The organism is Mucilaginibacter gracilis, from assembly GCF_003633615.1.
In the GTDB taxonomy this organism is placed as follows: Bacteria; Bacteroidota; Bacteroidia; order Sphingobacteriales; family Sphingobacteriaceae; genus Mucilaginibacter; species Mucilaginibacter gracilis.
In genome coordinates this window covers 2,418,160-2,442,439 of record NZ_RBKU01000001.1, presented here as the reverse complement: position 1 = coordinate 2,442,439, position 24,280 = coordinate 2,418,160, and the positions used below count along the sequence as shown (strand labels likewise).

The following is a 24,280-nucleotide window of genomic DNA, read 5'->3' as shown; positions in this document are numbered from 1 at the left end:
TCCTCACTTTTATAAGTGAAAACAGGTAATTATAGGCTTAACAGCCGCCGGTTAGGAAAATATCTTTTGAAGGGCGTTGAAATTTTATACCCACTAATTCATTAATTCGGATGGGTTTTTGCCATATTGCTTCTTAAATTCCCGGCTAAACCATTTTCGGTCCTTAAAGCCTACCTGATAGGATACTTCGTAAACGTTAAATTGCTTTTGCTGTAGCAGCATAGCGGCTTTTTGTAACCTAACAGATTTAAGAAAATCTAACGGCGACATATCAGTAACGGCACATATTTTTTTATACAATACAGTTTTACTCATACCAACGGCCTTGCCCAATGCAATTACTCCAAATTCGGGATCCCCGATATTATCATCTATTATTTTCAGCACCTTACTCATAAATTGTTCATCGGCCGAATTAAAAGCCAGAGTGGTGTGTTCCCCGGGTAACTGCCTGGCGAATTTTTTTCGCATGGCCTCCCTCGAAGCCAAAAGATTATGTACACTTAACTCCAGTATTTTTGTACTAAAAGGCTTCGTAAGGTAAATATCAGCACCCGTTTGGAGCCCGTTAATTTGATGAATGTGCGCTGCAAGAGCGGTTAACAATATCACCGGGATATGGCTTGTGCGCTCATCTTTTTTTATTTTATGGCATAGTTCCAAACCGTTCATCACAGGCATCATCACATCGCTAACGATCAGATCCGGAATCTTGTCAACTGCCTCATCAAACGCTTCCGCGCCGTTTGTGCAAGCTATAATATGATAGTTGGCTAAGGTATCGGCAATCAGTTCTCTTAAATCAGCGTTATCTTCCGTTATCAATACGGTGTACTCCTCATCTTCGTGAGTAAAACCGTGGTCGTTAAGCACATCGATCTCTGATCGCAGTTTATAAGAATTCAAATTCTCCTGTCCCCCTTCTGCGGCCATGATATGGACGTTTTGCGACACTGAGTTTTTATACGGCAACGAAACAGTGAATGTTGTTTCGCCAGCCTCGGTAGCTGATGCGGGGCGGCTATGAACTGTTATATTACCATTATGAAGCTCTATGATGCTTTTTGACAGCGCAAGCCCAACGCCCGTTCCAGGTTGCGACTTATCAGGATTTACCTGGTAAAAGTTTGTAAATAGTTTTTCCTGAAATTCTTTGGGAATTCCCTTCCCATTATCCGTAACTTTAATAACAGCATAGGTATCATCGGTAGTTGCTATTGAAATTTTAATTCTACCATGGTCGTGGGTAAATTTGAACGCATTGGAAAGCAGGTTAAAAAAAACCTTTTCTAACTGGTCATTGTCCGAATAAAGTGAAACGGTAGGGCCGGGCACTTCAAAGTCATATTGTATACCCCTGCTTTCCGCAAGTTGCATAAAAGACAAATAAATTTCGTTAATAAAAGGTACAATATTATTTTCATGTAAATAAAGCACCATATTACCGGTTTCCGCTTTCCTGAAATCCATTAATTCGCCAATAAGCCTGAATAGCCTTTCAGCGTTATTTTTCACTTGTAATATTTGCTTATTAACGGCCGGGTCTTCATACGTTCTTTTGTACAGGTTTTCTATCGGGCTTAAAATGAGCGTTAGCGGCGTGCGGATTTCGTGAGATATATTGGTAAAAAAATCCATCTTCATCTGGTAAAATTTCTGTTTCCTCTCATTCTCCCGGTGTTCGTTATAAAGATCCCGCTCCAAACGGGCCCGGCTCTGGAAAAACTGGACCACTTTGGCCAGAGTAAGCAAGGTTAAAACGGCATATAATAAATAAGCCCACCAGGTTTTCCAAAACGGCGGCAGTATCCGCAAACGTAAACTTCGCCCTGTATCATTCCATATACCATCGTTGTTAGATGCTTTAACACTAAAAACATAGTCTCCAGGAACCAGGTTTATTAAACTTACTTCGTTTTTGTTATCAATGAGCTGCCACTTATCATTATTAGCTAATCCGGCTATTTTGTAGGCGTATACATTTTTAGTGGGATTAATAAAGCTTAAAGCCGAAAATTTAACAGTGATATTGTTTTTATTGTACGGAAGGGATATCTCGTTAAGCTGGTTCAACGGTGCCTCGATATCGCCTTTCTCACCGAAACGCGCTTCCTGGTTATTGATAAACAGGTTGGTTAATAAAATTTCGGGCTTTCTTTGATTTTTGATGATCTTTTGGGGATAAAAAGCCGTGATGCCATTCATACCTCCAAATAAAATTTCGCCCTCCCGGGTGATGAGCCTAGAATTGATCAAAAACTGGTCACTCAGTAAGCCGTTTGCGGATGTAAAATTCTCAATCTCGTAATTTCCATTTAAAGGCAATTTACCTTTTTTTAGTTTGATATGAGAGATACCATTATTTGTGCTCGCCCATAAGCCGCCTGAGCTATCCTGCACAATAGCGTTTACAATGTCGTCAGCAAGGCCATCGGCTTGCCTTATGGCATAGATGCGGTTGCTTTTAGCATCAAAATAACATAGCCCGCCGCCATCACTACCCATCCACAGATGCCGATCTTTATCAATTAAAAAACAAAAAATATTATTACTTCCTAACACGGGATTTTTATTGCGCTGATAAATAGCAATGGTATGTGTTATTTTATTATACCTGTTTATACCGCCTTGCGTACCTATCCATAAATCATTACCGTCGGAGATCAAAGCGTTAACATAATTGTCACTTAAGCCATTGGGTTTGTTTTCTTTCTTTATGGTCATCAATTCGGCGCCGGCATAGCTCACCAGTTTTAATCCTGCGCCGTTAGTGCCAATCCAAACGCCGTCCCGGTCGGGCAATATGGCATTAATAAACTTGCCACCGGGCTTGGCAACTAACAGTTCAAGCCTGATGGGCAGAATTGTATGAGTAGCGATATTAAATTTGCAGAGCCCGTCCAACGTGCCCACCCACAGGCTCCCCAGCGAGTCCATGGCCAGCGACTTGATGTCATTACTGTATTTATCGGTTTTAAGACCGGTAATGGCGTAGTATTTTGAGAGCCCGGCAGCACGGTCAAGGCAATTCAACCCGCCTCCTAATGTCCCTATCCACAATTTTTTATTTTTATCTTCCAGTATCGTTTCCGCAATGGGTACGTTCAGTCCTAAATGATTGCCTACGCGCTCCCCAATGGTGCAAAAATTTGCGTTACCAGGATAAAAAAAGTTAATATTACCAGAGTAGGTCCCTATCCAAACATTGTTCGTTTTATCTTCCAGTAATGCCCAGGTAGAGTTATCACTAAGGGAAGTCGGATCTGCCCCATCATGGTTGTACTTGGTAATGGAGTTACTGTTAAGATCAACTATTGCAACTCCGTTTCTGGTAGCCACCCAAACTTCATTATTCCTGATCAAAATATCATTTATCCAATCTGAAGGCAGAGCTAAAGCCGTATTTTCATTGTAGTGCGTGCAAACGTTATTCCGTTCGCTATACCTAAATATTCCATGTTCTTCGGTTCCAAACCATAAATCGCCGTAATTATCTTGTTTGATAACCATAATACGGGCGGCTGCCAGCTCTTTATTTTGCCTTAAAGGTTCGGGCAGTGGTATAGCGGCCCCACTCTTGGAGTCAACTCTTTTCAGTCCATGTTTTACACCTACCCACAGTGTTTTACGTTTATCTTCAAACAACGACAGTGTGTATCCCTGGTATAAGTCTTCTTCGCCGGTTTTCTTTAAAGATACGGGGCTAATAAATTTTCTACTTTTAAGGTCTACAATTTTTATTCCTTTGAAGGTTGACACCCATATTTTGCCATAACTATCTTCCTGTACAGAGGTAACATAATTAGCCCCGCCCTTTGCCGCAGAGATGCCAAAATGTAAAAACTGCTCAGTATTTTTCTGGAACAAATTCAGGCCGCCGCCCGTTGCAATCCAAAGGCGCCCGGTTTTATCCTCATAAATTTTATTGATCCTGTTATGGCTGATACCATTGGGCAGAGAACTATTGTGCCTGAAATTTTTAAATTCGTTGCCATCATACCTTGATAGGCCAGCTAAATTACCTATCCATACGTAACCGCTCCTGTCCTGGACCATCGAACTGATTGGGCTTTGAATTAACCCGTTTTTGTAATTGATATGTTTGAAATTGATCTGCGCAACAACCACCGCCGTGTTCAAAATGAACATCGCTATCAGTAAGCTTGTCGAAAAAGCATATTTGCTTTTCATTTTAAGTAAAAATAATTCCGAATGGTTAATAATGGTCAACAAATTTACTTAAATCTACCGAACAATAGGTCGGTTAAATAATTTCATCAAGGGCGCGACGAATAATTGTCAACTTATTAGCGTATAGCGAAATATATTTAAATTTTAACAGTAGCTCTAAGCATTTCTCCACGTGATGAATTACCCAAAATCAAATCATAATTACCAGGTTCGATAACCCAATTTCTCTTTACTTCATCGTAATACTTCAACGCATCCAATTCAATCTGTATAGTCACTTTTTTTGATTCGCCAGCCTTAAGAAATACTTTTTCAAAACCCTTCAATTCCTTTTCCGCCCGCGAAACCGCCGAATTTTGTTTATGCGTATACAATTGCACCACCTCAGCGCCTGCCCTGCTGCCTACATTTTTAACAGTTAAAGTCGCTGTGATACGCTTCCCGGCAAACTTTGTAGATAACCCCTTAAAAGTAAAACTGGTATATGATAAACCAAAGCCGAAAGGAAACTGCGGTTCAACGTGATAAGTATCAAAGTAACGATAACCGACAAAAATCCCTTCGTTATAATGTTCCGTTCCATCTTTACCAGGATACTCACCTAATTTTTCGGATGGAGAATCGGCCAGCTTTTTAGGGAAAGTAAATGGCAACTTTCCGGAGGGGTTAACTACGCCAAAAATTACCTTAGCCAGCGCATTACCCCCCTCCATGCCCGGATACCAACCTTCGATAATTCCTTTGGCCTTGTCAACCCACTGAGTGATATCTATCGAACCGGCACCCATTAAAACAATAATTGTATTGGGGTTAGCTTTCAACACGGCGCTAATCAATTCATTTTGTCCAAACGGCATATCAAGGTTCTTTTTATCTACGCCTTCCGCGTCAAACGCGTTATCCTCCCATTTACTGTAATTATAGCCATGGGTCCAACCACAAAAAACAATGGCGGCATCTGACTTTGATACCGCGTTAACTGCATCCTTAATCAACTCCTCGTTAGCTTGCTGTCCCCTTGCAATTTTATATCCCTGGGCATAGTTGATTATAACAGAGCTGTCAACAAGATTTTTAATTCCCTGTAGCGGGCTAATTTCATACCTGGCTTTTATCTGCGAGCTTCCGCCGCCCATCGCATTTTCGCGAGAGGCATTTTCCCCAATAATCGCTATCGACCTAATCGCTTCCTTTTTTAATGGTAAAATGCCGGATTCATTTTTAAGCAACACAATACCCTCCTCCGCTACCTTTAAAGCAATTTGCTGATGATTGGCTGTGTTGTATTCACCAGGCTTCCGTTTGGTACCTATCATATTAGTTTTAAACATTACGCGCAATATGCGGGCTACCTTATCATCAATAAACGTTTCACTCACCCTACCGCTTTTAACCATCGCCAAGGCAGAATCGGCCATAAAAAAATGATCATAAACAGACCGGGGAATTTCCCCCCGGTTTACCACACCGGTTTGACTGACAGATTTGCTGAGCCAAACCAAGTCAGATCCCATTTCTATATCTGTACCGTTTTTTAAAGCATCCAGCGTATGATGAACCGATCCCCAGTCGCTCATAACCAAACCCTTAAAGCCCCATTCTACTTTTAAAATATCGTGAATAAGGTATTTATTTTCTGTAGCATACTGGCCCCTAAATTTGTTGTAGGCCCCCATAACTGTATTCACTTTACCAACCTGAACGGCGGCTTTAAAACCAGGCAGGTAAATTTCGCGCAAGGCCCTTTCAGACATTTCAACGTTAATACTCGTCCGGTTGAGCTCCTGGTTATTCGCAGCAAAGTGTTTTACGCAAGCCGAAATTCCCTGATCCTGCACACCTTTAATATAGCCAACTACCATTTTACTAACCAGGTATGGATCTTCGCTTAAATATTCAAAATTTCTACCATTCAATGGCGTTCGGATAATGTTAATACCCGGCCCCAGTATCACATCTTTACCGCGATAATTTGCTTCGCTGCCTAGCACAGTTCCAAAAGCATAACCTAATTGTGGGTTCCATGTAGCTGCCAGCGTATTACCGGTAGGCAGATAGGTTCCTGAGTCGTCCACGTTTTTGATTGCATTCCAGCCGCGTCCGTGCTCCAGGCGCACCCCGTGCGGCCCATCAGACATGGTCAGTTCCGGAATTCCTAATCTTTTAACCCCACCGGATGTAAACGAAGAACTACCATGAATCATCTGCACCTTTTCCTCCAGTGTCATTTGTTTCAATAGTCTGCTGATCTTCAATTCTGTGAGGTCTTGCGCGAAAGAATATGAAAAGGCCGTGAGAGCTACCAGCAATAAGCTCACTTTCACGAATGAATATTTATAAGTATGCATTGACATTTGTATTAATGGAATGGATTTACCCAAACCGGTTTTTTTTAAATAAAACAATTATTGAACCATGAAGTCGCCCTGTAACCGGATATCATCCGACGAACTACCCACCATAACTTTAAAAGCGCCAGGCTCTGTTACCCAGCCCGTGCCCGATTTATAAAACGAAAGTTGATTTGGTTTGATTTTGAAAGTAACTAGCTTACTCTCGCCCGGTTTCAGCATAACTTTTGCAAAGTTTTTTAATTCTTTCACAGGGCGAACAACTGACGCAATCTTATCCTGAATATAGAGCTGAACCACATCCGAACCCGAAAAAGAGCCGGTGTTAGTTAGTGTAAACGAAATATTAAGGTCATCCTTACCTAACAAAACCGGCTTGTCTAGTTTAATATCACTGTAACCAAATTTGGTATAACTTAGCCCATATCCAAAAGCATAGCGCGGGGTGTTAGGTAAATCTAAATAGGCCGATTTATATTTAATACCGCTATGTTCGGTAACCGGTCGCCCCGTATTGGCATAACTGTAAAAAACCGGAATTTGCCCCATGGCACGAGGAAAAGTTATGGGGAGCCTACCCGAGGGATTATAGCTGCCCGAAATAACATTTGCCAAACTGTTACCTGTTTCAGATCCCAACCAAAAAGCATAAATAATTGCATCCGCCTTATCGGCAATACTGTTAAATATCATCGGGCGGCCAGCCATTAAAACAACAATCACTTTTTTACCTGTAGCCTTAACTAAGTTAAAAAGCTCCTCCTGCCTTCCGGGCAAACAAATATCCGATCTTGATTTAGCCTCGCCAGACATGTAGCCGGCTTCGCCTAAAACCATAATAACCACATCAGCTTCTTTAGCAACTGCTAGGGCCTCATTGAATCCGGCGCTGCTGGTATCACTAATATCACAACCACGGGCATAGCTCAATTTCGATTTATTTCCATATTTATCCCGGATGCCTTCGTATACACTGGTATAAGTTGTCGTGTCCGAATAAACAGTCCAGGTGCTTCCCAGGTCTTGCTTTGCTTTCACCAAAGGCCCAATTAAAGCAATTTTAGCAGGAGCATTGTTCAAAGGCAAAATTTGCTTGTCGTTCTTTAACAGCACGATCGATTTTTCGGCTACCGACCGGGCTATGAGCGCAAAACTTTTATCATGCATAACTTTGTCTTCTCTCGCCTGCACAGAAAACTTGTATGGATCATCAAATAAACCGAGCTCAAATTTTTTATATAAAATTCGCCTAACAGCATTATCTACGGCCTCAACCTTCACCTCGCCCAAATTGACGAGTTTTTCGAGGTTGTTTTTATAAGCCAGGCTTTCCATATCCATGTCATTACCTGCTAAAATCGCTTTTTTAGCAGCTTCAGTTTGATTTTTTGCAAAGCCCCAGGTAACCATTTCATTAATTGAACCCCAGTCGCTTACTACAAAACCTTTATAAGCCCAATCCCGTTTCAAAATATCTTGTTGTAAATATGAATTCCCCGTGGCCGGTATCCCGTTTAAAGTGTTGAAGGAATTCATGAAGGTGGCAACGCCAGCATCTGCCGCTGCTTTGAAGGGAGGCAGGTAAACCTCGTTCAGCATTTGGTCACTCATATCAACCGAATTGTAATCACGGCCGGCAATGGCAGCGCCATAAGCGGCAAAATGCTTGGCGCAGGCCATAACAGCATCTGTACCACCTAATTTTTCACCCTGGAAACCCAAAACGCGGGCCCTTGCAATAACCGAGCCCAGATAAGCGTCCTCACCAGCACCTTCCATTACCCTTCCCCAACGCGGATCACGGCCTATATCAACCATAGGAGCAAAAGTCCAGTGAATACCGCTTGCTGCAGCTTCTGTGGCTGCTACGTGGGCCGACTGCCTTATTGCTAAGGTATCCCACGATGCCGACTCTGCCAGCGGTACCGGAAATACAGTTTTATAACCATGAATTACATCTAAGCTAAAAAGTAAAGGGATTTTTAACCGGGACTGGAGTGCCAGGGCCTGTATCTCGCGGGTATCTTTAACCCCTTTGATATTAAGGACCGAACCAACCATACCATTTTTAATATCATCCAGCAAAAATTTTTTCTTATCTGTTGCCGGACCGGTAGCATCCCTGCCTGAATACTGATTAAGCTGACCGATCTTTTCCTTAAGCGTCATCAGTTTGATCAGAGAATCAACACGCAGGTCTATATTCCTATTCTGTGCATAAACGTTAAAAGCCCCCATCTGCATCAAGCAAATGAGATACAAGTATTTTTTCATGTTGTAGATTTCACCAGAAATGTAAATAAGGCCGTACCATTAAAAATGGTATGGCCTGGGTAATTAATATCCGGGGTTTTGTTTTAAGTTGGGAGCTTTGTTTAACTCGGTTTGAGAAACTGGATACAGGTAATTTTTAGCAGCAAACGTTCTGTTTTCTACGGTAAAAGTTTGGTATGTATAAACACCGGCCGAACTTTTTGTGATCTGCATACCTATAATAGGCTGATTGAAAGTTACATCTGCTTCTTTCCAACGTCTTACGTCGAAAAAGCGATGCTCTTCAAAGCAAAGTTCAACTTCGCGTTCATTGTGTATGCGTTTGCGCAATTCGGCCTGGGTATTTGCTACGTAACCATTACCTGTTGGATTTGTTGTTTGTAAAGCTGGCATAGCTACCCCCGTTCTGGCCCGAATTGTATTTAAGGCCGACAATATTTGTGTTGTTTGGGCCGTTCCCTGCGCTTCGTTAAGTGCTTCGGCATAATTGAGCAATACTTCGGCATACCTAAACAGCACCCAAGGTTTACGCACATTGGTGTTAGATGATGAGTTCCAAACCGCTCCATCAGCTAAAAACTTATGTAAGTAATAGCCGGTTTTAGTTGCGTTATTGTTAGTGCCAATGCCATCCTTTCCACCAATAAACGTTTCAACCACCTTACTTTTAAATAACCCGGTTGTTGCAGTAGGGCTATTATATAATACAGCAAACCCCAATCTGGGATCGCGATTGGTATAGGGTGCCGAAGCAGAATAACCAGATGCGGCATCGCCTATTGGGCGTCCTGTCGTTTTCATCTCAAATAGGTCAACAATATTCTGGCTCGGGTCTGTTCTACCGGTTGCCCCGTCAAAGCTTATAGGTGCATTGGCCATTTCTACGCTAGCGTCGTTAAGCGTTTGAGTAGCGAAGATCACCTCGGTGTTATATGCCGAATTGGTTGTGTTCCATAAAAATATATTGGAGTATGAATTATACAACGCGTGCGCGTTCTTGTCTATCAAGGCTTTGGCGGCATCGGCAGCTTTTTGCCACCTGGTTACATCACCCGATGGATTATACTGAGGGCTTGCGGCGTACAAAAGCAACCTTGCTTTCAGGGCCATAGCGGCGGTTTGCGTGGCACGGCCACGATTATTGGTTGCCCATGCTGCTGTATTCAATGGTAAACGTGCAATTGCGGAGTCGCAATCCAAGGATATCTCATTTACGCATTCGTCAAAAGTGTTACGAGGCAAATCAAGGTTGTCATTGGTTGTTAAATTCTTGGTAATTATAACCATGCTTCCGTAACGTTTAACTAACTCGAATTCAAAAAATGCCCTTAAAAAAAATGCTTCACCCCGTATTCTGAATATCTGGGCATCGTAAGTAAGGTCTGCAGGTAATGAGGTTGTTAATTCGGCCGCAGGCAATATACCGCTGCCATTGGCCTTAGCCAAAAATATGTTGGCTTTATGTATACCCAGGTACATATTGGTATAAACATCATCTATGGTGCGCACTGGCCCCCAAGACCCATTGTTGAAAATATTGATCGAGGAGTTAAGGTTTGAATTAACGGCTTCATCACAGCCCGATGCTAACATCGCGCCGCTACCGTCAAGATCATACCTGATCTGCAAGGTTGAATAAATGTTGTTTAAAAAATTCCTCGCAAAATCCGGATTGGCCCATTCCTGTGCCTCGGTGAGCGACCCGTCAGAAGTAGTGGAACCGTCTTGCAGAAATTTATCTTTGCTACATCCCGCTATGTAAAAGCTGGCTGCGATTATCAGCAGAAATAATAAATATTTTTTCATTGTCTTCATGTTAGGGTTATTGATTAAAACTTGAGGTTTAGCCCGAATGAATAAACTTTCATTAACGGATAGGAAGAATTGTATCCTGCTTCAGGTACCTCGGGATCGATATTTAAACTCCCCAGCTTGTCAAAAGTCAGCATATTCAAGCCACTTATATAAAACCTAACTTGCGATAGTTTAGCTCTCTTGATTAAAGAAGCGGGCAGGGAATAGCCTATTTCAACATTTTTAAGGCGCAAATAATCTCCGGACCTTAACCAAAAATCAGAGTTCTGGGTATTATTTCCTCTATCTGCCTGCAGCAATCTCGGATAACTAGCGGTAGGATTAGCAGGTGTCCAAGAGTCGACACTGAATTGGTTCAGGTAGCCGTTGTTTGCATTTCCGGAGTTGATAATATTTTGAACACTAATCGTACTGCCACTTGTGCCCTGAAAAAATGCTGAAAAATCGAAATTTTGGTAAGCGGCCGAAAAACCAAAACCATAATAAGCACTTGGAACATAATTATAATCAGTTGCAACGAAGTCCAGGTTATCAATTACGCCGTCGTTGTTGATATCCTTATATTTGATATCACCGGGACGTACTGTAGCTGAAAAACGCTGTATTGGCGAAGCGTCGATCTGCGCCTGGCTTTGAAAGATCCCGTCAGATTGCAAGAAATTCCTAACATTGCTTGTTCCCTGCACTACACTTGCAATAGGGTGGCCATTTACCTTTTGATAATCTGGTAGCCCCGCTCCCTCGTTTATCGCTATAATTTTACTCGTGTTGTAGGTGTAGTTACCGAAAATGTTAAAATCAACCTTACCAAATTTGGTTTTATAATTGGCGTTAATTTCAACGCCTTTATATGATGCTTCCCCATCGTTAGACTGAACTAAATTGCGACCCAGTATGCTAGGATACAATGGTGTTGTTAATAGATCCTTCCTGTCTTCGTAAAAATAGTCGGTACTGATGCTAAGCGATTCCTTAAAAAATTTAGCATCAAAGCCTACACTACTTTTGTATGCTTTTTCCCAGGTAAGATCAGGGTTTGCCAAAGCATTTTCCGAAGTACCGCCAACGGCTGTATAACTTGTACCAAAATTATAGCCGGTAGCACTACGGTTATAGCTATCTATAAAAGCAAATCTGCGCACCAGCGTAGTAAGGGCATCGTTACCAACCAGCCCATATGAGGCTCTAAGTTTCAAAAAGCTTAGAAAATTAACATTTTTCAAAAACTTTTCGTCCGAAATTATCCAGCCCGCTGATGCGGCCGGGAAAAATCCAAAACGCTTTCCTGGCATAAAACTCTCCGACCCGGAAACTGTACCTGTTAACTCAAGGAAATAACGTTGACTATAGTTATAGGAAATCCGGTTTGACCAACCTTCGCGATCATTGGGTAATGACCCATATGTAGCATAAGTGGCCTGCGATGCCCGCGTTGAAATATTAAATCCATTTTTACCGAAATTGTGGTCGTAGTCAAAACCGGCCCACAACTCGTTTTTGCGAATGTTACCCGAAAAAGTATTGGCCGAGTACTTTGCTATTGATGCCGTTCCGAACCGGGCACCGGTTTGATCGTAAACTTCATAATTTTGGTCAAAACCCGATCTGTACAACCCCGTGATATCATAAGAATAGAAAATATTGAAGCTTAAGCCATCCAGTATGCCATTCATTTTTTGTTTGGCTGATATAGAAGTGAGCATATTCCGGGTCAGATCTGTGCTTACACCGGCTGCCGACAACATGGCCAAAGGATTATTTTTTTGAAACAGAGAAGTTCCGCCGTATGAGCCATCGGCATTCAACACCGGAAAGGCGTTGGGCGGCGTGCTATAAATGGTATTCAAAAAAGTACCGGTGCCAACCTGCGGAAAGCGAAGGTTAAAAATCCTTCCGCCAATATCCAATGAAACGTCGAGGTTTTTATTTACATGCAGGTCAAGGTTAGTCCGCAGGTTATATCTCTCAAAATTTGTATTGGCGTCATAAAGGTTATTTGTGCCCCCTTTATAAATTCCTCCCTGGTTAAAATAACTCAGTAAAGTATAAAATTTAACAAAGCTATTGCCACCAGATACTGTTGCTACATAACGTTGCGTTGGAGCTATATTGCGGGTAAAATCGCGCACAAAATTATTTGTTGGATAATTGTATGGGTCTGATCCGGTTTGGTATGCATTCAAAGCCGTGGCATCGTACTTAGCAGTATTCCCGCTGTTGGCTAAGCCTTGGTTAAATAAGGTAGCATACGTGTAAGAATTTAAGGGCTGGGTAATTTGCAATGCCTTTTGAGCACCGCCCTGCGCGTCAAAGGTAACCTTGGTAGATGTTGCATTGCCTCGCTTCGTTTTAACGTAAACAACACCATTAGCAGCGTACATTCCATACCAGGCCAAAGTACCCGCATCTTTAAGTACACTAACGCTTTCAATTTCGTTCAGGTCCATTGATCTGAAATCGCGTTCCGCACCATCAACCAATATTAAAGGATCCTGACTGTTGTTATAAGATGAACGTCCACGAATTAAAAAACTCGATATATCCATACCGGGTTGCTGCGAGCCATTGGCTGATATCAACAAGCCCGACAAGCGACCAGTAAGAACATTATTTAATGACGAAGAGGGTATTTGCGGCAACTCGTCGCCCCTTACAGTACTAATACTGGCCGATATCTGTCGCCTTTTCCTTACGCCAAACGGTATGTATACGTCGTCGTCATCGCCGGCATCAATTAATGCTTTAATTAATTTTATGCGGGTTTCGTTTATTTCTGTAGCCGGTTTGGTAAGTGTTAAATAACCCTGCATTTTAAATACAAAAACATCGCTCGAAGTGCATTTCATGTAAAATTTCCCTTCCCCGTCCGTATTAACGCTTTTACCTGCTTTACCTTCCTGAATGTAAACCTTCACACCGGGCAGAGGATCGTTATTTTCATTTACAACCTTGCCCGTTACCATTGTTTGCTCATCAGGGCTCTGCCCATGTACCTGTACTATACTAAGCCATAAAAAAAGGCCGCATAATATATATTTCAATTTTGATAATTTCATATTAAAGATATTGTTAGCGTAAATAAATGCTTAGTTTTCCCATCCTGGGTTTTGTATCAGTACACCCTTACTTTTATAGATTTCACTCTTAGGAATCGGATAGTGGTGCATATAGTCCAGGTAGGTTTTCTGAAACTGGTTACCCAGCAAAACCTTTGAATATGTAAATGTGCCGTTTGTATTTTTCACAACGTTCATCCCGTACATTGGGGTTGCTATAACCTGGGTTCCAATCCTCCATCGCATAATGTCATACCAGCGATGATCCTCAAACGCAAGTTCAATAGCCCTTTCATGGCGTATCACATCGCGCATGGTGGCGGTTGTTTGCCCACCTGGTACACTAGGCATTCCTGCACGGGTGCGAATTAAATTGATGGCGTCTGTAGCAGACAGGTGCTGATCAACGAGAGAAAGATCAGACAAAGCTGGTGGAACCACGGTTGGGCCATAAGCCTCGTTTACAGCTTCTGCATAATTTAACAACACTTCTCCGTAGCGGAAGTGGATGTAATTAATAAGCGAGGTTCCGCCACCAACCGTGTTATAAACCTCTGGCCAGTATTTTTTACAATAGTACCGCGTTGCTGTGTAAATGATACTGCTCGGATCGTAATCTCTACCGTGAGTAGTTCCCTGAGTCCACATTTCAATGGTTCTTCCTTGCCATGGCAGGCCGTTGTAAATTATATTAGCATAAAATCGCGGATCGCGGTTAGCATATGGATTCTGCGGATCGTAGGTCGAAGCCGGGTCGGTAATCGCCTTACCATTTTTCATTTCGTACATGTCTACGTGGTTTTGTGTTGGGTCCATCTGTCCTTGCGCACCACCAGAGCCCGGAGACATGGCAAAATCGTTTAAAAGACTGCTGATATTCCTTGGCCCTCTAATGGCGATCATAATATATTCCGTTGATGAAGGAACATTGAGTAGATCAGCATACGTAGCCTGAAGGCTGTATTGGTTAAGGCCAATCACTGTTTGGGCAGCCTCGGCAGCTGCCTTCCATTTGGTTACATCGTTTGTTGGATTGTTTAGCGGGCTCGCAGCATATAATAATACCCTGGCCTTAAGCGCCAATGCGGCGCCTCTGGTTGCCCGCCCGTAATTTGAAGCGGTTAAATCGGCAGCGTTTGGTAAAGCGCTTGATGCATAAGCCAGATCGGACAGAATAAAACTAACGATCTGATCGTAACTTGCTCTTGGAAAATTAATATCATCATTAACCGTGTAGTCCTTATCCATCAAGGGTACACCGCCAAACCTCTTCTCCAATTCAAAGTAAAAGAAAGCACGTAAAAAACGCATTTCGCCCTCAATCTTTATCGGGTTAAAAACAGCTGCGGCAGAAGATCCTGGTGCCGGCAATGGAACAGTTGGCAAATGAGCCAATACTTTATTTGTTATGGCTATGCCTGTGTACATTCTTGACCAAACACCTGTTATGTCATTGAGCGCCGCACTTAACGCATGGGCATGATAGTTACCTGTTGTTAATGTTGTTACGGTTGATTCTGAATTACCCGATACAGCTTCATCCGAAGCTTGTGAGGTACAACCCCTGTGATCGTTAAAACGGACATAATCATTGATGAGGCTATTATATGCATTATCGGCAAAGCGGGCCGTTTGTACCGGGTCGGCAAACGTTTTCGCCTCATCCAGGTCAACTCCGGGTGTACGATCTAAAAAGTTTTTTTTGCATGATGCCGAAAAAGTAAGCACCATGGCTAATAGATATATTTTGTAATTTTTCATTGCTTAAAAATTAATGTTTAAACCTACGTTGAACACTCTTGATGAAGGATATACAGCGGTAAGTGGGAAGGCTTGATTAACCATATTTAAGTTTTCCGGGTCTACATACATTTTAAATGGCGTCCAGGTGTATAAATTTGTGCCGTTTACATACACACGCGCTCCGGCTATTTTGAGGGCATTTGTCCATTTTTTAGGTAGCGTATAAGCCAACTCAACATTTCGTATTTTTAAATAAGCCGCGTTCTGAAGTATAAAATCGTTCAAAACATAGTTTGAGCCGGTATAACCACGCGCATGTAGTGCCGGCCAGGTTGCTGTTGCGGCATTGTCAGGCGTCCACGAATTCAACATAAAGGGATACATTTGCTGCCCGTTGTTCTGCTCATTCAAAATATATTTTGAACTTACATGTGCTACGCCCTGGAACTGGACAGAAAGTGTAATGTCTTTATAGGCTACTCTTGGTGTAAAACTGTAGATATACTCCGGATTTGGTGTATAACCAATCGCCTGGAAATCATCTGTTGTAATCACGCCGTCGCCATTAGTATCCTTAAATTTCAAGTCCCCTGGAATTGGAGTAACTCCTTGTGGTTTTGGAGAATTGGCTATATCAGCAGCGTCTTTATAAAATCCTTCGGTTACGTATCCAATAAATTGGTCAATACTTTTTCCGGCCACTTTACTGCCTTCGGGCAGGCCTAACGGTTCGTCGTTATTTAATACTACGTTTTTAGCATAACTCAATTGTCCATTAATGCCTAATGCTACCTGCCCTATCCTTCCCTGGTAATCAAGCTCAATTTCATAACCTTTGTTATATACCTTACCTACATTTAGCTTGGGGTAGGTATAACCAAAACTCAACAAGCCACTTTTTGGCGTTTGTAAAATATCTTTACGGGTTTCGTCAAAAATATCAACAGTCAATTTCAGTTTGTCATTCAGAAACCTTGTCTCCAATCCTAAATTCCGCTTTGTTCCTGTTTCCCAGGTAACTTCCGGGTTTCCTAGGGCGCTAATGGTGTTAGTTGGATAACTTGTTGTTGAATTGGGCGAACCAAACAGAACAGAACTACCTGGACCATAAGTAGTAAGGAATAAAAAGCGGTTAGAATTAAGCTTATCGTTACCAACTAAACCGTAGCTACCTCTAAACTTAACATAGGTTACTGCTTTGTTTTTGGGGAAAAAGCTTTCGTTACTCAAAGTCCACCCGGCAGAAATTGCGGGGAAAAAACCGTATTGGTGTGCTGTACCGTATGATGGAGGTTCAAAATTTTCAGATCCGTTGTAGGCAGCACTAAATTCAAGAAAATATTTTTCAGCATAATTATACGTTGCACGGCCAACTATACCCTGCGCTGCCTGCGGAGGCGAGGTGAGTACTGTTGATATGGTAGGATCCGTTGGCCCCTGAATTAATTGGCGCACGCCCAATAATAATCCAGATATACTATGCTGTCCAAAACTGCGGTTATAATAAAAACCACTTTGTATACTAGTTGTGGTATTACCTGATGGCGGAGTTCCCGCAGGTGAAGTTACTGTTATGGCGCCTAAAGGCTCATCCCGGTTGCGGGTATCTGTGGATAACGTTATGGCTCCGGTTTTTCTGTCCCACACGTAGGCAGCCCAATTGGCGTTTCTGTGCTCAACATTGGTGTAATAAGAGTCGTAGCCAAAATTGGTTTTGAAAGATAGCCCCTTGGTAATAAAATCAAGCTTGTAGTTGATGTTAAATGTGCTCTCTATAGTATTGTTATCGTCATAACGGGTACCAAATCGGGTCAATACAGCATATGGATTCCAGATGTTGGTACCTACTCCCGGATTTTGAGCTATGCGCCCATCAGGTAACGTTACCGGATACGCATAGGAAGGAACCTGCAAAATACGGGAAATTAACCCTTCAATAGTATCGTAAGAGAAAGCGGATGTCGAAAGCAAGCCAGATGGCTGGTACCTTTGTGAAAAACGGCCACCCAATTTAATTCCCACCGTCAGGTCTTTACTCAGTGTTAAATCAAGGTTCGAACGGAAATTATACCGACTGTTATTCGGAACCGTATTGATCCCATAAGGAGAATCAAAACTTTTAAAGATCCCATCCTGAAAAGCATAACCCGCCGAAACAAAATACCGGGCAACTTTGGTTCCGCCGCTAATGTTGATGTTATGCTGGGTTTGCATGTAAAACTTCTTTGTTAAATAATCAAACCATTTAACATCCGGATAGCCGTAAGGATCAGACCCATCTTTAAACTTTTGCAACTCATCATCTGTCCATGGGGCGTTCTGCCCATCATTTTTAAATGCCTGGTTTTGTAGCCTTGCATTATCATAAGAGTCTAACCCTATAGGTAAGCCAGTGTAGGTTTGTAAAGCATAATTACCGGTATAAGTTACTTGTGGCTTGCCTATTTTACCTTGCTTAGTAGTTATTACAATTACGCCGTTTGCTCCTTTTATACCATATATAGATGTTGATGCCGCGTCTTTCAACACGGTAATAGTCTCTATCTCGTTTGGGTCGATATCGCCGAAACTTGGCCGCTCAATACCATCCACCACCACAATTGCAGTTGAGTTGTTAAAAGTTGCTGCGCCCCTTATCTTAATAGTAGCGGCATCCGCACCGGGCTGCCCGCTGCTTTGTACAGCTTGTAAACCTGGCAATTTCCCTATTAACGAGTTGGTTACATTAATAGCAGGTGATTTCATGATCTCCTCAGAGGATATCTGTGAGGTAGCACCGGTTAGCGTACTCTTCTTCTGCGCGCCGTAACCTACTACCACAACTTCGTTCAGCTTCGTAGATTCATCTTCTAAAACAATGTTTAGCGAAGTTTTATCCGTCAGCAAAACATCTTTGGTAACGTAGCCGATGTAAGTAAATTCGAGTGTTACGTTGTTATTGGGAACTTTAATACTGTATTCTCCATTATTACCTGTTGATGTACCGGTAGTTGTAGTTTTAACTCTCACGTTTACGCCTGGCAGCGTAATGCCGTTAGCATCTTTTACAACACCAGTCACAACAGATTGCGCCTGTGCGGAAATACAAATAAAACTAAGCAATAATGCAGCTATAGTAGTTTTGTACAGTTGTTTAGGAATTGTTAAAAAAAAGGGCGTAAAAATTCCTTCTCGATAGTATATTTTATCCATAATTGATTTATTTTTTAGGATTTGAATGAAAAGCGCAGCAACTTGATTTTAAAAAAGGTAAAATCATCGTTTGCGGACTCGATTTGTTTCCTGAAGGTTTAAAGTAAAGTTCAAGCATAATTTTGTGTGGATGTTATGGTTGAATTGATAATTGGAAGCGTTCGCCGATTTTTTACGTTGGGTTTATTCATGGTTTATAATTTGGTTTATAGTTTGGTTTGCCTTTATTTAAACTTGTTGAAACATCACAATTTGTCCTACATCGGGTTTACGATCCGGGAATTTTAACGTACTAGCTATTACCCTAAGCAGAATAAGTAGGTAGCGTTATTAAATATTAGAATGTTAAAAAAAGCCAAAGGGCCTTATAATTGATTAAAACAAAACTAAGGCGTAGTAAGGAAAGCCGAGGGTAACAAACGGTTTTAAAAAGGGGGACATAACGACTTATTTAGAGCCAAAAAGTGCCAAATAGCAGTAAAATACCGCTATTGCTTATCTAAAATAAATCGATAGCTATAGAAAATCGAAACTTTAAATATAAATCAGAAACCGCCGTTAACGGTATTGCAAGGCTTACAGATATTTGTTTAATATGGTTGCTTACGTCAACTTTAGCAATATAATTTAAGTAGCTGTTTAGCAACCGCAAGGGTAAAGCGGTTTGGTATCCTTTGAGGTATTACGATGTATGAAGATTATAATTGAAGTTTGAAGGGACTCAAACCGATGTGTTAACACTTTCTTTAAACTAAAAAAGAAGATAGGGCAATGTATGTAAAATTCATTTTTTTAAGTGATGTTAAGGCGATTTCCCTGAGCAATAATAACACCCGTCAAAGTATTATATTAGCACCTGCAAAAAATAATGAAAGCAGATACCATAGTCCAAATCAGTAACCGAATAAAAGAAAGACGACGTGAAAAAAACATTACTGTACAGGAATTAGCTGATAAGGCCAATGTAAGTAAAGGTTTAATATCACAAATTGAAAACAGCCGCACCATCCCCTCGCTGATCGTTTTAATTGATATTATTAAAGCATTGGGGATCGACCTTAATGTCTTTTTCAAAGATATTAAAACCGGCAGCGAACAGCCCATAGTTTTAACAAAGCGTAAGGATGAATATGTATCTTTTGAAAAGGAGGATGCCATCGGTTTTAATTACAATCGCATTTTTAGTCAGTCTATTAATAAAGGAACCGTTGATATTGTATTGCTTGAATTAACGGTTGGTTCCAGCCGGCCCATGGTACAAACAGAAGCTTTTGAATACAAATATATTATTGAAGGCGTAGCCGACTACCACATAGCCAACGAAGTGTATACATTGCATCCGGGCGATTCAATACTTTTTGATGGACGTGTACCGCATACTCCAAAAAATGCAGGCTCTTCTAAACTCAGTATGCTGGTTGTTTACTTTTTTGAAACCGGGGATAATTAACCTTTATTTTTCATTTTTAAAATTTCACGTGAACTAATTTTGGCTGCAATTTCTTCGCCTATCGTTAACAATGGCATCCCAGCATAACCCAATGCCGTAGGCTACTTGCCCACCCACTCGGTACCGATCCCGGTAATATTGATGTTTAACGTGTTTAAATTTAATGGTAAGGGTTGTAAAAAGTACGTTGCTGTAGGGGCATGTACTGCTTACCCAGCGATGTAATTTGATGATCTCTTCCGGATAAGTTAGCAAGCTAAAGGTAATAGTAAATATTCCCGTATACTTTCGCCGAATTATCAATAGCAGATTCTCTGATAAAAAAGTGTTCTTTATTTTTATTTGGATTTATTCTAAATAAGAATTTACTTTGCAGCATCACAGTTTAATAAGCGCCTATGCATTCAAAATAGCTAATAAAAAAACCCGGTGATCCATCGCCAAACTTCACACCGGGCCAATGTTAACAGATTCATCAACCCATTAATCATCTCAACAAAACTATGAATTCTTCACTATGGAGTAAGAACATTTACTTTACTTTTCTTTTGGTGCTCGCTTCGGTCACCGCTTTCGCCCAAACCGGAACCATCAAAGGCACCATCAAAACCTCTGATGGCCAACCCGCCGCCGCTATTACCATCGGTTTATTGGGCACTACCAGGGGCACCATTACTAACGAACAAGGACATTACCAGTTAACAAAGATAGAACCCGGAACCTATACCCTGAAATTAAGTGCGATAGGCTTGATAGGTTATGAGCAGTCGGTCAAAGTTGTAGGCGGTCAAACGTTGGTCGTTAATCTTAGCCTGAAACAGGATGCGAGGCAGTTAGCTGATGTAGTGATAAGCACTAACCACCGGCTAAAATTCGGTGATAAAACATCCGACATGGTGGCACGTATGCCGCTGGCCAACCTGGAAAACCCGCAAGTATATTCGGTGATCTCCAGCGAATTGCTGCGTGAACAAAACATCGTTGATTATAAAACCGCGATGCGAAATGCTTCAGGCACCTCTACTATAGCGCAAGCCGGCAACGGACGCTCTTATACCATGATGCGCGGTTTTATCACCGGTAACTGGATGCGCAACGGTTTAGCTGCTTATCAATTTTCGGCTATTGATCCCGCCAATATCGACCGGATTGAAGTAATCAAAGGCCCTTCGGGTACCTTATTTAGTAGTTCAGTAATCTCTTATGGTGGTTTAATCAACCGTGTCACTAAGAAACCTTTAGACACCGCATTTACCGAACTGTCTTACACGGGCGGCAGCTTTGGTTTAAACCGCGTAACCGCTGATGTGAACACGCCCTTAAGCAACGATAAAAAGGTATTATTCCGCCTTAATGCGGCTGCCGACCATAACGGTAATTTCCAGGACGCCGGGTTTGAGCATAATTACTTTATCGCGCCGAGCCTTACCTACAAAGCCAGCAATAAACTAACTTTTAACTTTGAAGCAGAACTGTATCAGCGCCATACCGGCTCCATTAATGGTTTCAACCTGGCGGATAATACTTACTGGGCTGGCAAAAGCTATAAGGATATCCCGCTGGATTATAACCGCAGCTACCAGGGCAATGATATAGACACCAAGCTGACTAATTATAATGTTTACCTGCAAGCTAACTACCAGTTCAGTAAACAATGGAAATCCCAGACCCTTTTTACCTTGAACGGAGTTTACGCGCCGCATCAGATGTTTCTGGATAAATATATTTTAGATGATCACCAGATGATTCGGCAGGTTGGCTTATTATCAGACAAGTATCACCAAACGGAAATCCAGCAAAATTTTACCGGCGACGTGCAGCTCGGTGGCATGCGTCACCGTTTGTTGTTAGGGTTTGATTATACCGCTTACCGCCAGGACCCGTATTACTATGTATCAACCAACTTCGATGTAATCAACTATACACAGCCGGGCAATCTCTTTGTAAGCCGTTCGGCTTTTGATAAAGCGATAGATACGCTAAAGAAATCTCCATCGGATCAGAACACCTTTAATTCCGCCGTTTATTTCGCAGATGTGATTAATATTACTGATCGCCTGAATGTGCTGGCTTCGGTGCGGATCGATCATTACGACGATCACGGTTTCCATGATATTAATACAAACACTTATACCGGTGCTTTTAGTCAAACTAAAGCGTCACCAAAATTCGGTGCAGTTTACCAACTAATAAAAGGTACTTTATCTGCATTCGCTAACTACCAGAACGGATTTAGCTATACCAATGCCAAAGCTGAGGATGGTAAGTTATTTAAGCCCGAACAAGCCTTTCAATATGAAGGTGGCTTTAAAATGGAGAGCGCGAATAATAAATGGTCGGCTACGCTGAGCTATTATGACATCCTGGTGAAAGATAAATTGCGTACCAATCCGGCTAACACTAACTTTTATTTGCAGGATGCAACGCAAAGTAGTAAAGGACTGGAGGCGGAACTAGTAGCTAACCCGGTAAATGGCCTCAACATTCTGCTGGGCTACGGTTACAATATCAGCGAATTTACCAAGGCCGACGCCGCCATCCAGGGCAAAAGGCCTTATGGCACTCCTAAGCATTTAATTAACGGCTGGGCCAGCTACGCGCTCCGTAAAGGATCTTTAAAAGGCTTTGGGTTGGGTTTTGGCGGTAATTACTCAAGCAGTTCGTATGGCGACGATACGGACCTGGTGACCGTACCATCATACGTGTTATTAAGCTCGACCGCTTTTTATGACCGCGGGAAATACCGTATCGGCTTAAAAGTGGATAATTTAACAAACGTGTACTATTGGGGGCCGTTTATGCAGCCGCAACCTACCCGTTCTTATTCGTTAAACCTAAGCTATAAATTCTATTAATGATTAAAAAGATAGCCGGCAAGTTACACCTCTGGCTCGGTCTCGCGTCCGGGCTGGTGGTTTTTATTAGTTTATTTGGCGCAGCTGTATTCGTCTGGCAAACGGAATTGACCAACTGGCTGCACCGCGACATGGTTTATGTACCGGCAATAGGACGGCAGGAACTGCCGATGGATATTTTGATCAGGAGTGCGAAGCTGGTAGAACCTGGCCGGGATATTACCTACGTGGCAAGGGCACGTGATCCGCATAAGTCGGTCGTATTTGACGTAGTTAAACTCAATCCACACCCGTCCTGGTATTATCAATCGGCTTATTTGGTTTACGAACAGGTTTATGTGGATCGTTATACTGGTAAGGTGCTGGGCATTATTGACAACCGGCGCGAACTGATCTGGATTATGTATGCCCTGCACACTTCGTTGCAGCTGAAATACGAGGTAGGCCATTATATAGTTGGTACGGCTACACTTATCCTGTTTGTTATGGCCCTAACCGGTATTGTGCTGTGGTGGCCTAAACATAAAGCGGCTTTAAAACAACGGCTTTGGTTCCGCTGGAAAAAGACCACGCGCTGGCGGCGAAAGAATTACGATCTGCACAATATCGGCGGTATTTATACCTGGATCTTTATTTTGTTTTTTGCTGCTACCGGTCTCGCCTGGACGTTTAGCTGGTGGGAAAGCGGCATTTATCGTTTACTGGGTGCGGACCCGAAAAAGATGTTTGCCGAACCCAGTGTAAAGCCCGCCATCAAAAGTGCTTATACTTATGAAAGCCTGATCCAAAATGCGGAAAAGCGCGTGCCGCATTGGGAAAGTATTGGTTTTAGTTTACCAGGACAAGCCAAACCAGACAGCGCGCAGGCACTTTTCTGCGTGGTTCATTACAATACCGGCTCTGGCTGGGATGAGTGGGACGAATACTTGTACAATTCACAAAACGGCCGTTTATATTATTCCCAAACCCAGGCACAAAAGCAGTTGGGCGAGAAATGGCGGACAAGCAATTATGCCTTACATACCGGGAGCATCTACGGCCTTCCCACTAAAATACTGGCTACTTTCATTGCCCTGTTCTGCGCTTTCTTACCCATCTCGGGCTTCCTGATCTGGTTAGGACGGCGAAAAAAAACAACCCGAATGAGCGGCAAATAACCGTTAGATTACCGCAGAAAGCTTAAAAGTTACAAATTTAACTCCGGTGCTCAAATGCATATAGTATCTGTTTTAAAACTGATGATGCAGCACCAATCTAAATTTCATTCTTTTTTAATTTTCAATTTATGATGCCACCGAAATGCCCTTCAATTTACTGAGTGGGATGTAGCTAGTGCCATGTTAATAGTGTAAT

The 24,280-nt window shown here is 42.1% G+C and carries 10 protein-coding genes; 3 read left to right on the top strand and 7 right to left on the bottom strand.

Going from position 1 to position 24,280, the window contains the following annotated elements; all coding sequences use genetic code 11:
- Positions 1–93 precede the first annotated feature (93 nt).
- The 7 genes from BDD43_RS10420 to BDD43_RS10390 all read right to left on the bottom strand — a co-directional run bounded on the left by BDD43_RS10420 (position 94) and on the right by BDD43_RS10390 (position 18,622).
- Entirely contained in the window at positions 94–4,191 is a 4,098-nt protein-coding gene (locus BDD43_RS10420; protein WP_121197616.1) for a hybrid sensor histidine kinase/response regulator transcription factor, read from the bottom strand.
- A gap of 137 nt (positions 4,192–4,328) precedes the next feature.
- Complete coding sequence (locus BDD43_RS10415) at positions 4,329–6,539, bottom strand: glycoside hydrolase family 3 C-terminal domain-containing protein (RefSeq protein ID WP_121201952.1); 2,211 nt, start codon at positions 6,537–6,539, stop codon at positions 4,329–4,331.
- A 57-nt stretch (positions 6,540–6,596) separates the two neighbouring features.
- Positions 6,597–8,816, bottom strand: coding sequence for a beta-glucosidase BglX (gene bglX / locus BDD43_RS10410; RefSeq protein ID WP_121197615.1), 2,220 nt, complete (start codon positions 8,814–8,816; stop codon positions 6,597–6,599).
- A 63-nt stretch (positions 8,817–8,879) separates the two neighbouring features.
- A complete protein-coding gene (locus BDD43_RS10405) occupies positions 8,880–10,622 on the bottom strand; it encodes a RagB/SusD family nutrient uptake outer membrane protein (RefSeq protein WP_121197614.1) in 1,743 nt (580 codons plus the stop codon).
- Between the two features lie 23 nt (positions 10,623–10,645).
- Positions 10,646–13,687 carry a SusC/RagA family TonB-linked outer membrane protein gene (locus tag BDD43_RS10400; protein ID WP_121197613.1) on the bottom strand — a complete coding sequence of 1,014 codons (3,042 nt, stop codon included), beginning with the start codon at positions 13,685–13,687 and terminating at the stop codon, positions 10,646–10,648.
- 30 nt (positions 13,688–13,717) lie between these two features.
- Positions 13,718–15,448 (bottom strand): RagB/SusD family nutrient uptake outer membrane protein, encoded by a 1,731-nt coding sequence (locus tag BDD43_RS10395; protein ID WP_121197612.1) that lies wholly within the window; start codon positions 15,446–15,448, stop codon positions 13,718–13,720.
- A gap of 3 nt (positions 15,449–15,451) precedes the next feature.
- Entirely contained in the window at positions 15,452–18,622 is a 3,171-nt protein-coding gene (locus BDD43_RS10390) for a SusC/RagA family TonB-linked outer membrane protein (protein WP_121197611.1), read from the bottom strand.
- A gap of 868 nt (positions 18,623–19,490) precedes the next feature.
- Between BDD43_RS10390 and BDD43_RS10385 the strand changes: the two genes are divergently transcribed.
- The 3 genes from BDD43_RS10385 (at position 19,491) to BDD43_RS10370 (ending at position 24,084) form a co-directional block, all read left to right on the top strand.
- Positions 19,491–20,072 (top strand): helix-turn-helix domain-containing protein, encoded by a 582-nt coding sequence (locus BDD43_RS10385; protein WP_121197610.1) that lies wholly within the window; start codon positions 19,491–19,493, stop codon positions 20,070–20,072.
- 503 nt (positions 20,073–20,575) lie between these two features.
- On the top strand, positions 20,576–22,927 hold the full coding sequence (locus BDD43_RS10375; protein ID WP_121197608.1) for a TonB-dependent receptor: 2,352 nt from the start codon (positions 20,576–20,578) through the stop codon (positions 22,925–22,927).
- The gene (locus tag BDD43_RS10370) at positions 22,927–24,084 is read left to right on the top strand and encodes a PepSY-associated TM helix domain-containing protein (protein WP_121197607.1); all 1,158 of its coding nucleotides are present in this window, start codon (positions 22,927–22,929) and stop codon (positions 24,082–24,084) included. Before BDD43_RS10375 ends, BDD43_RS10370 begins: the two co-directional genes overlap by 1 nt.
- The last annotated feature ends 196 nt before the right edge of the window (positions 24,085–24,280 follow it).

Excerpts from the sequence above, each read along its gene's own strand:
- BDD43_RS10405 (WP_121197614.1), bottom strand. The coding sequence starts at position 10,622 with ATGAAAAAATATTTATTATTTCTGCTGATAATCGCAGCCAGCTTTTAC.
- BDD43_RS10415 (WP_121201952.1), bottom strand. The coding sequence starts at position 6,539 with ATGCATACTTATAAATATTCATTCGTGAAAGTGAGCTTATTGCTGGTA.
- BDD43_RS10385 (WP_121197610.1), top strand. The coding sequence starts at position 19,491 with ATGAAAGCAGATACCATAGTCCAAATCAGTAACCGAATAAAAGAAAGA.
- BDD43_RS10370 (WP_121197607.1), top strand. The coding sequence starts at position 22,927 with ATGATTAAAAAGATAGCCGGCAAGTTACACCTCTGGCTCGGTCTCGCG.
- bglX (WP_121197615.1), bottom strand. The coding sequence starts at position 8,816 with ATGAAAAAATACTTGTATCTCATTTGCTTGATGCAGATGGGGGCTTTT.
- BDD43_RS10400 (WP_121197613.1), bottom strand. The coding sequence starts at position 13,687 with ATGAAATTATCAAAATTGAAATATATATTATGCGGCCTTTTTTTATGG.
- BDD43_RS10375 (WP_121197608.1), top strand. The coding sequence starts at position 20,576 with ATGAATTCTTCACTATGGAGTAAGAACATTTACTTTACTTTTCTTTTG.
- BDD43_RS10390 (WP_121197611.1), bottom strand. The coding sequence starts at position 18,622 with ATGGATAAAATATACTATCGAGAAGGAATTTTTACGCCCTTTTTTTTA.
- BDD43_RS10420 (WP_121197616.1), bottom strand. The coding sequence starts at position 4,191 with ATGAAAAGCAAATATGCTTTTTCGACAAGCTTACTGATAGCGATGTTC.
- BDD43_RS10395 (WP_121197612.1), bottom strand. The coding sequence starts at position 15,448 with ATGAAAAATTACAAAATATATCTATTAGCCATGGTGCTTACTTTTTCG.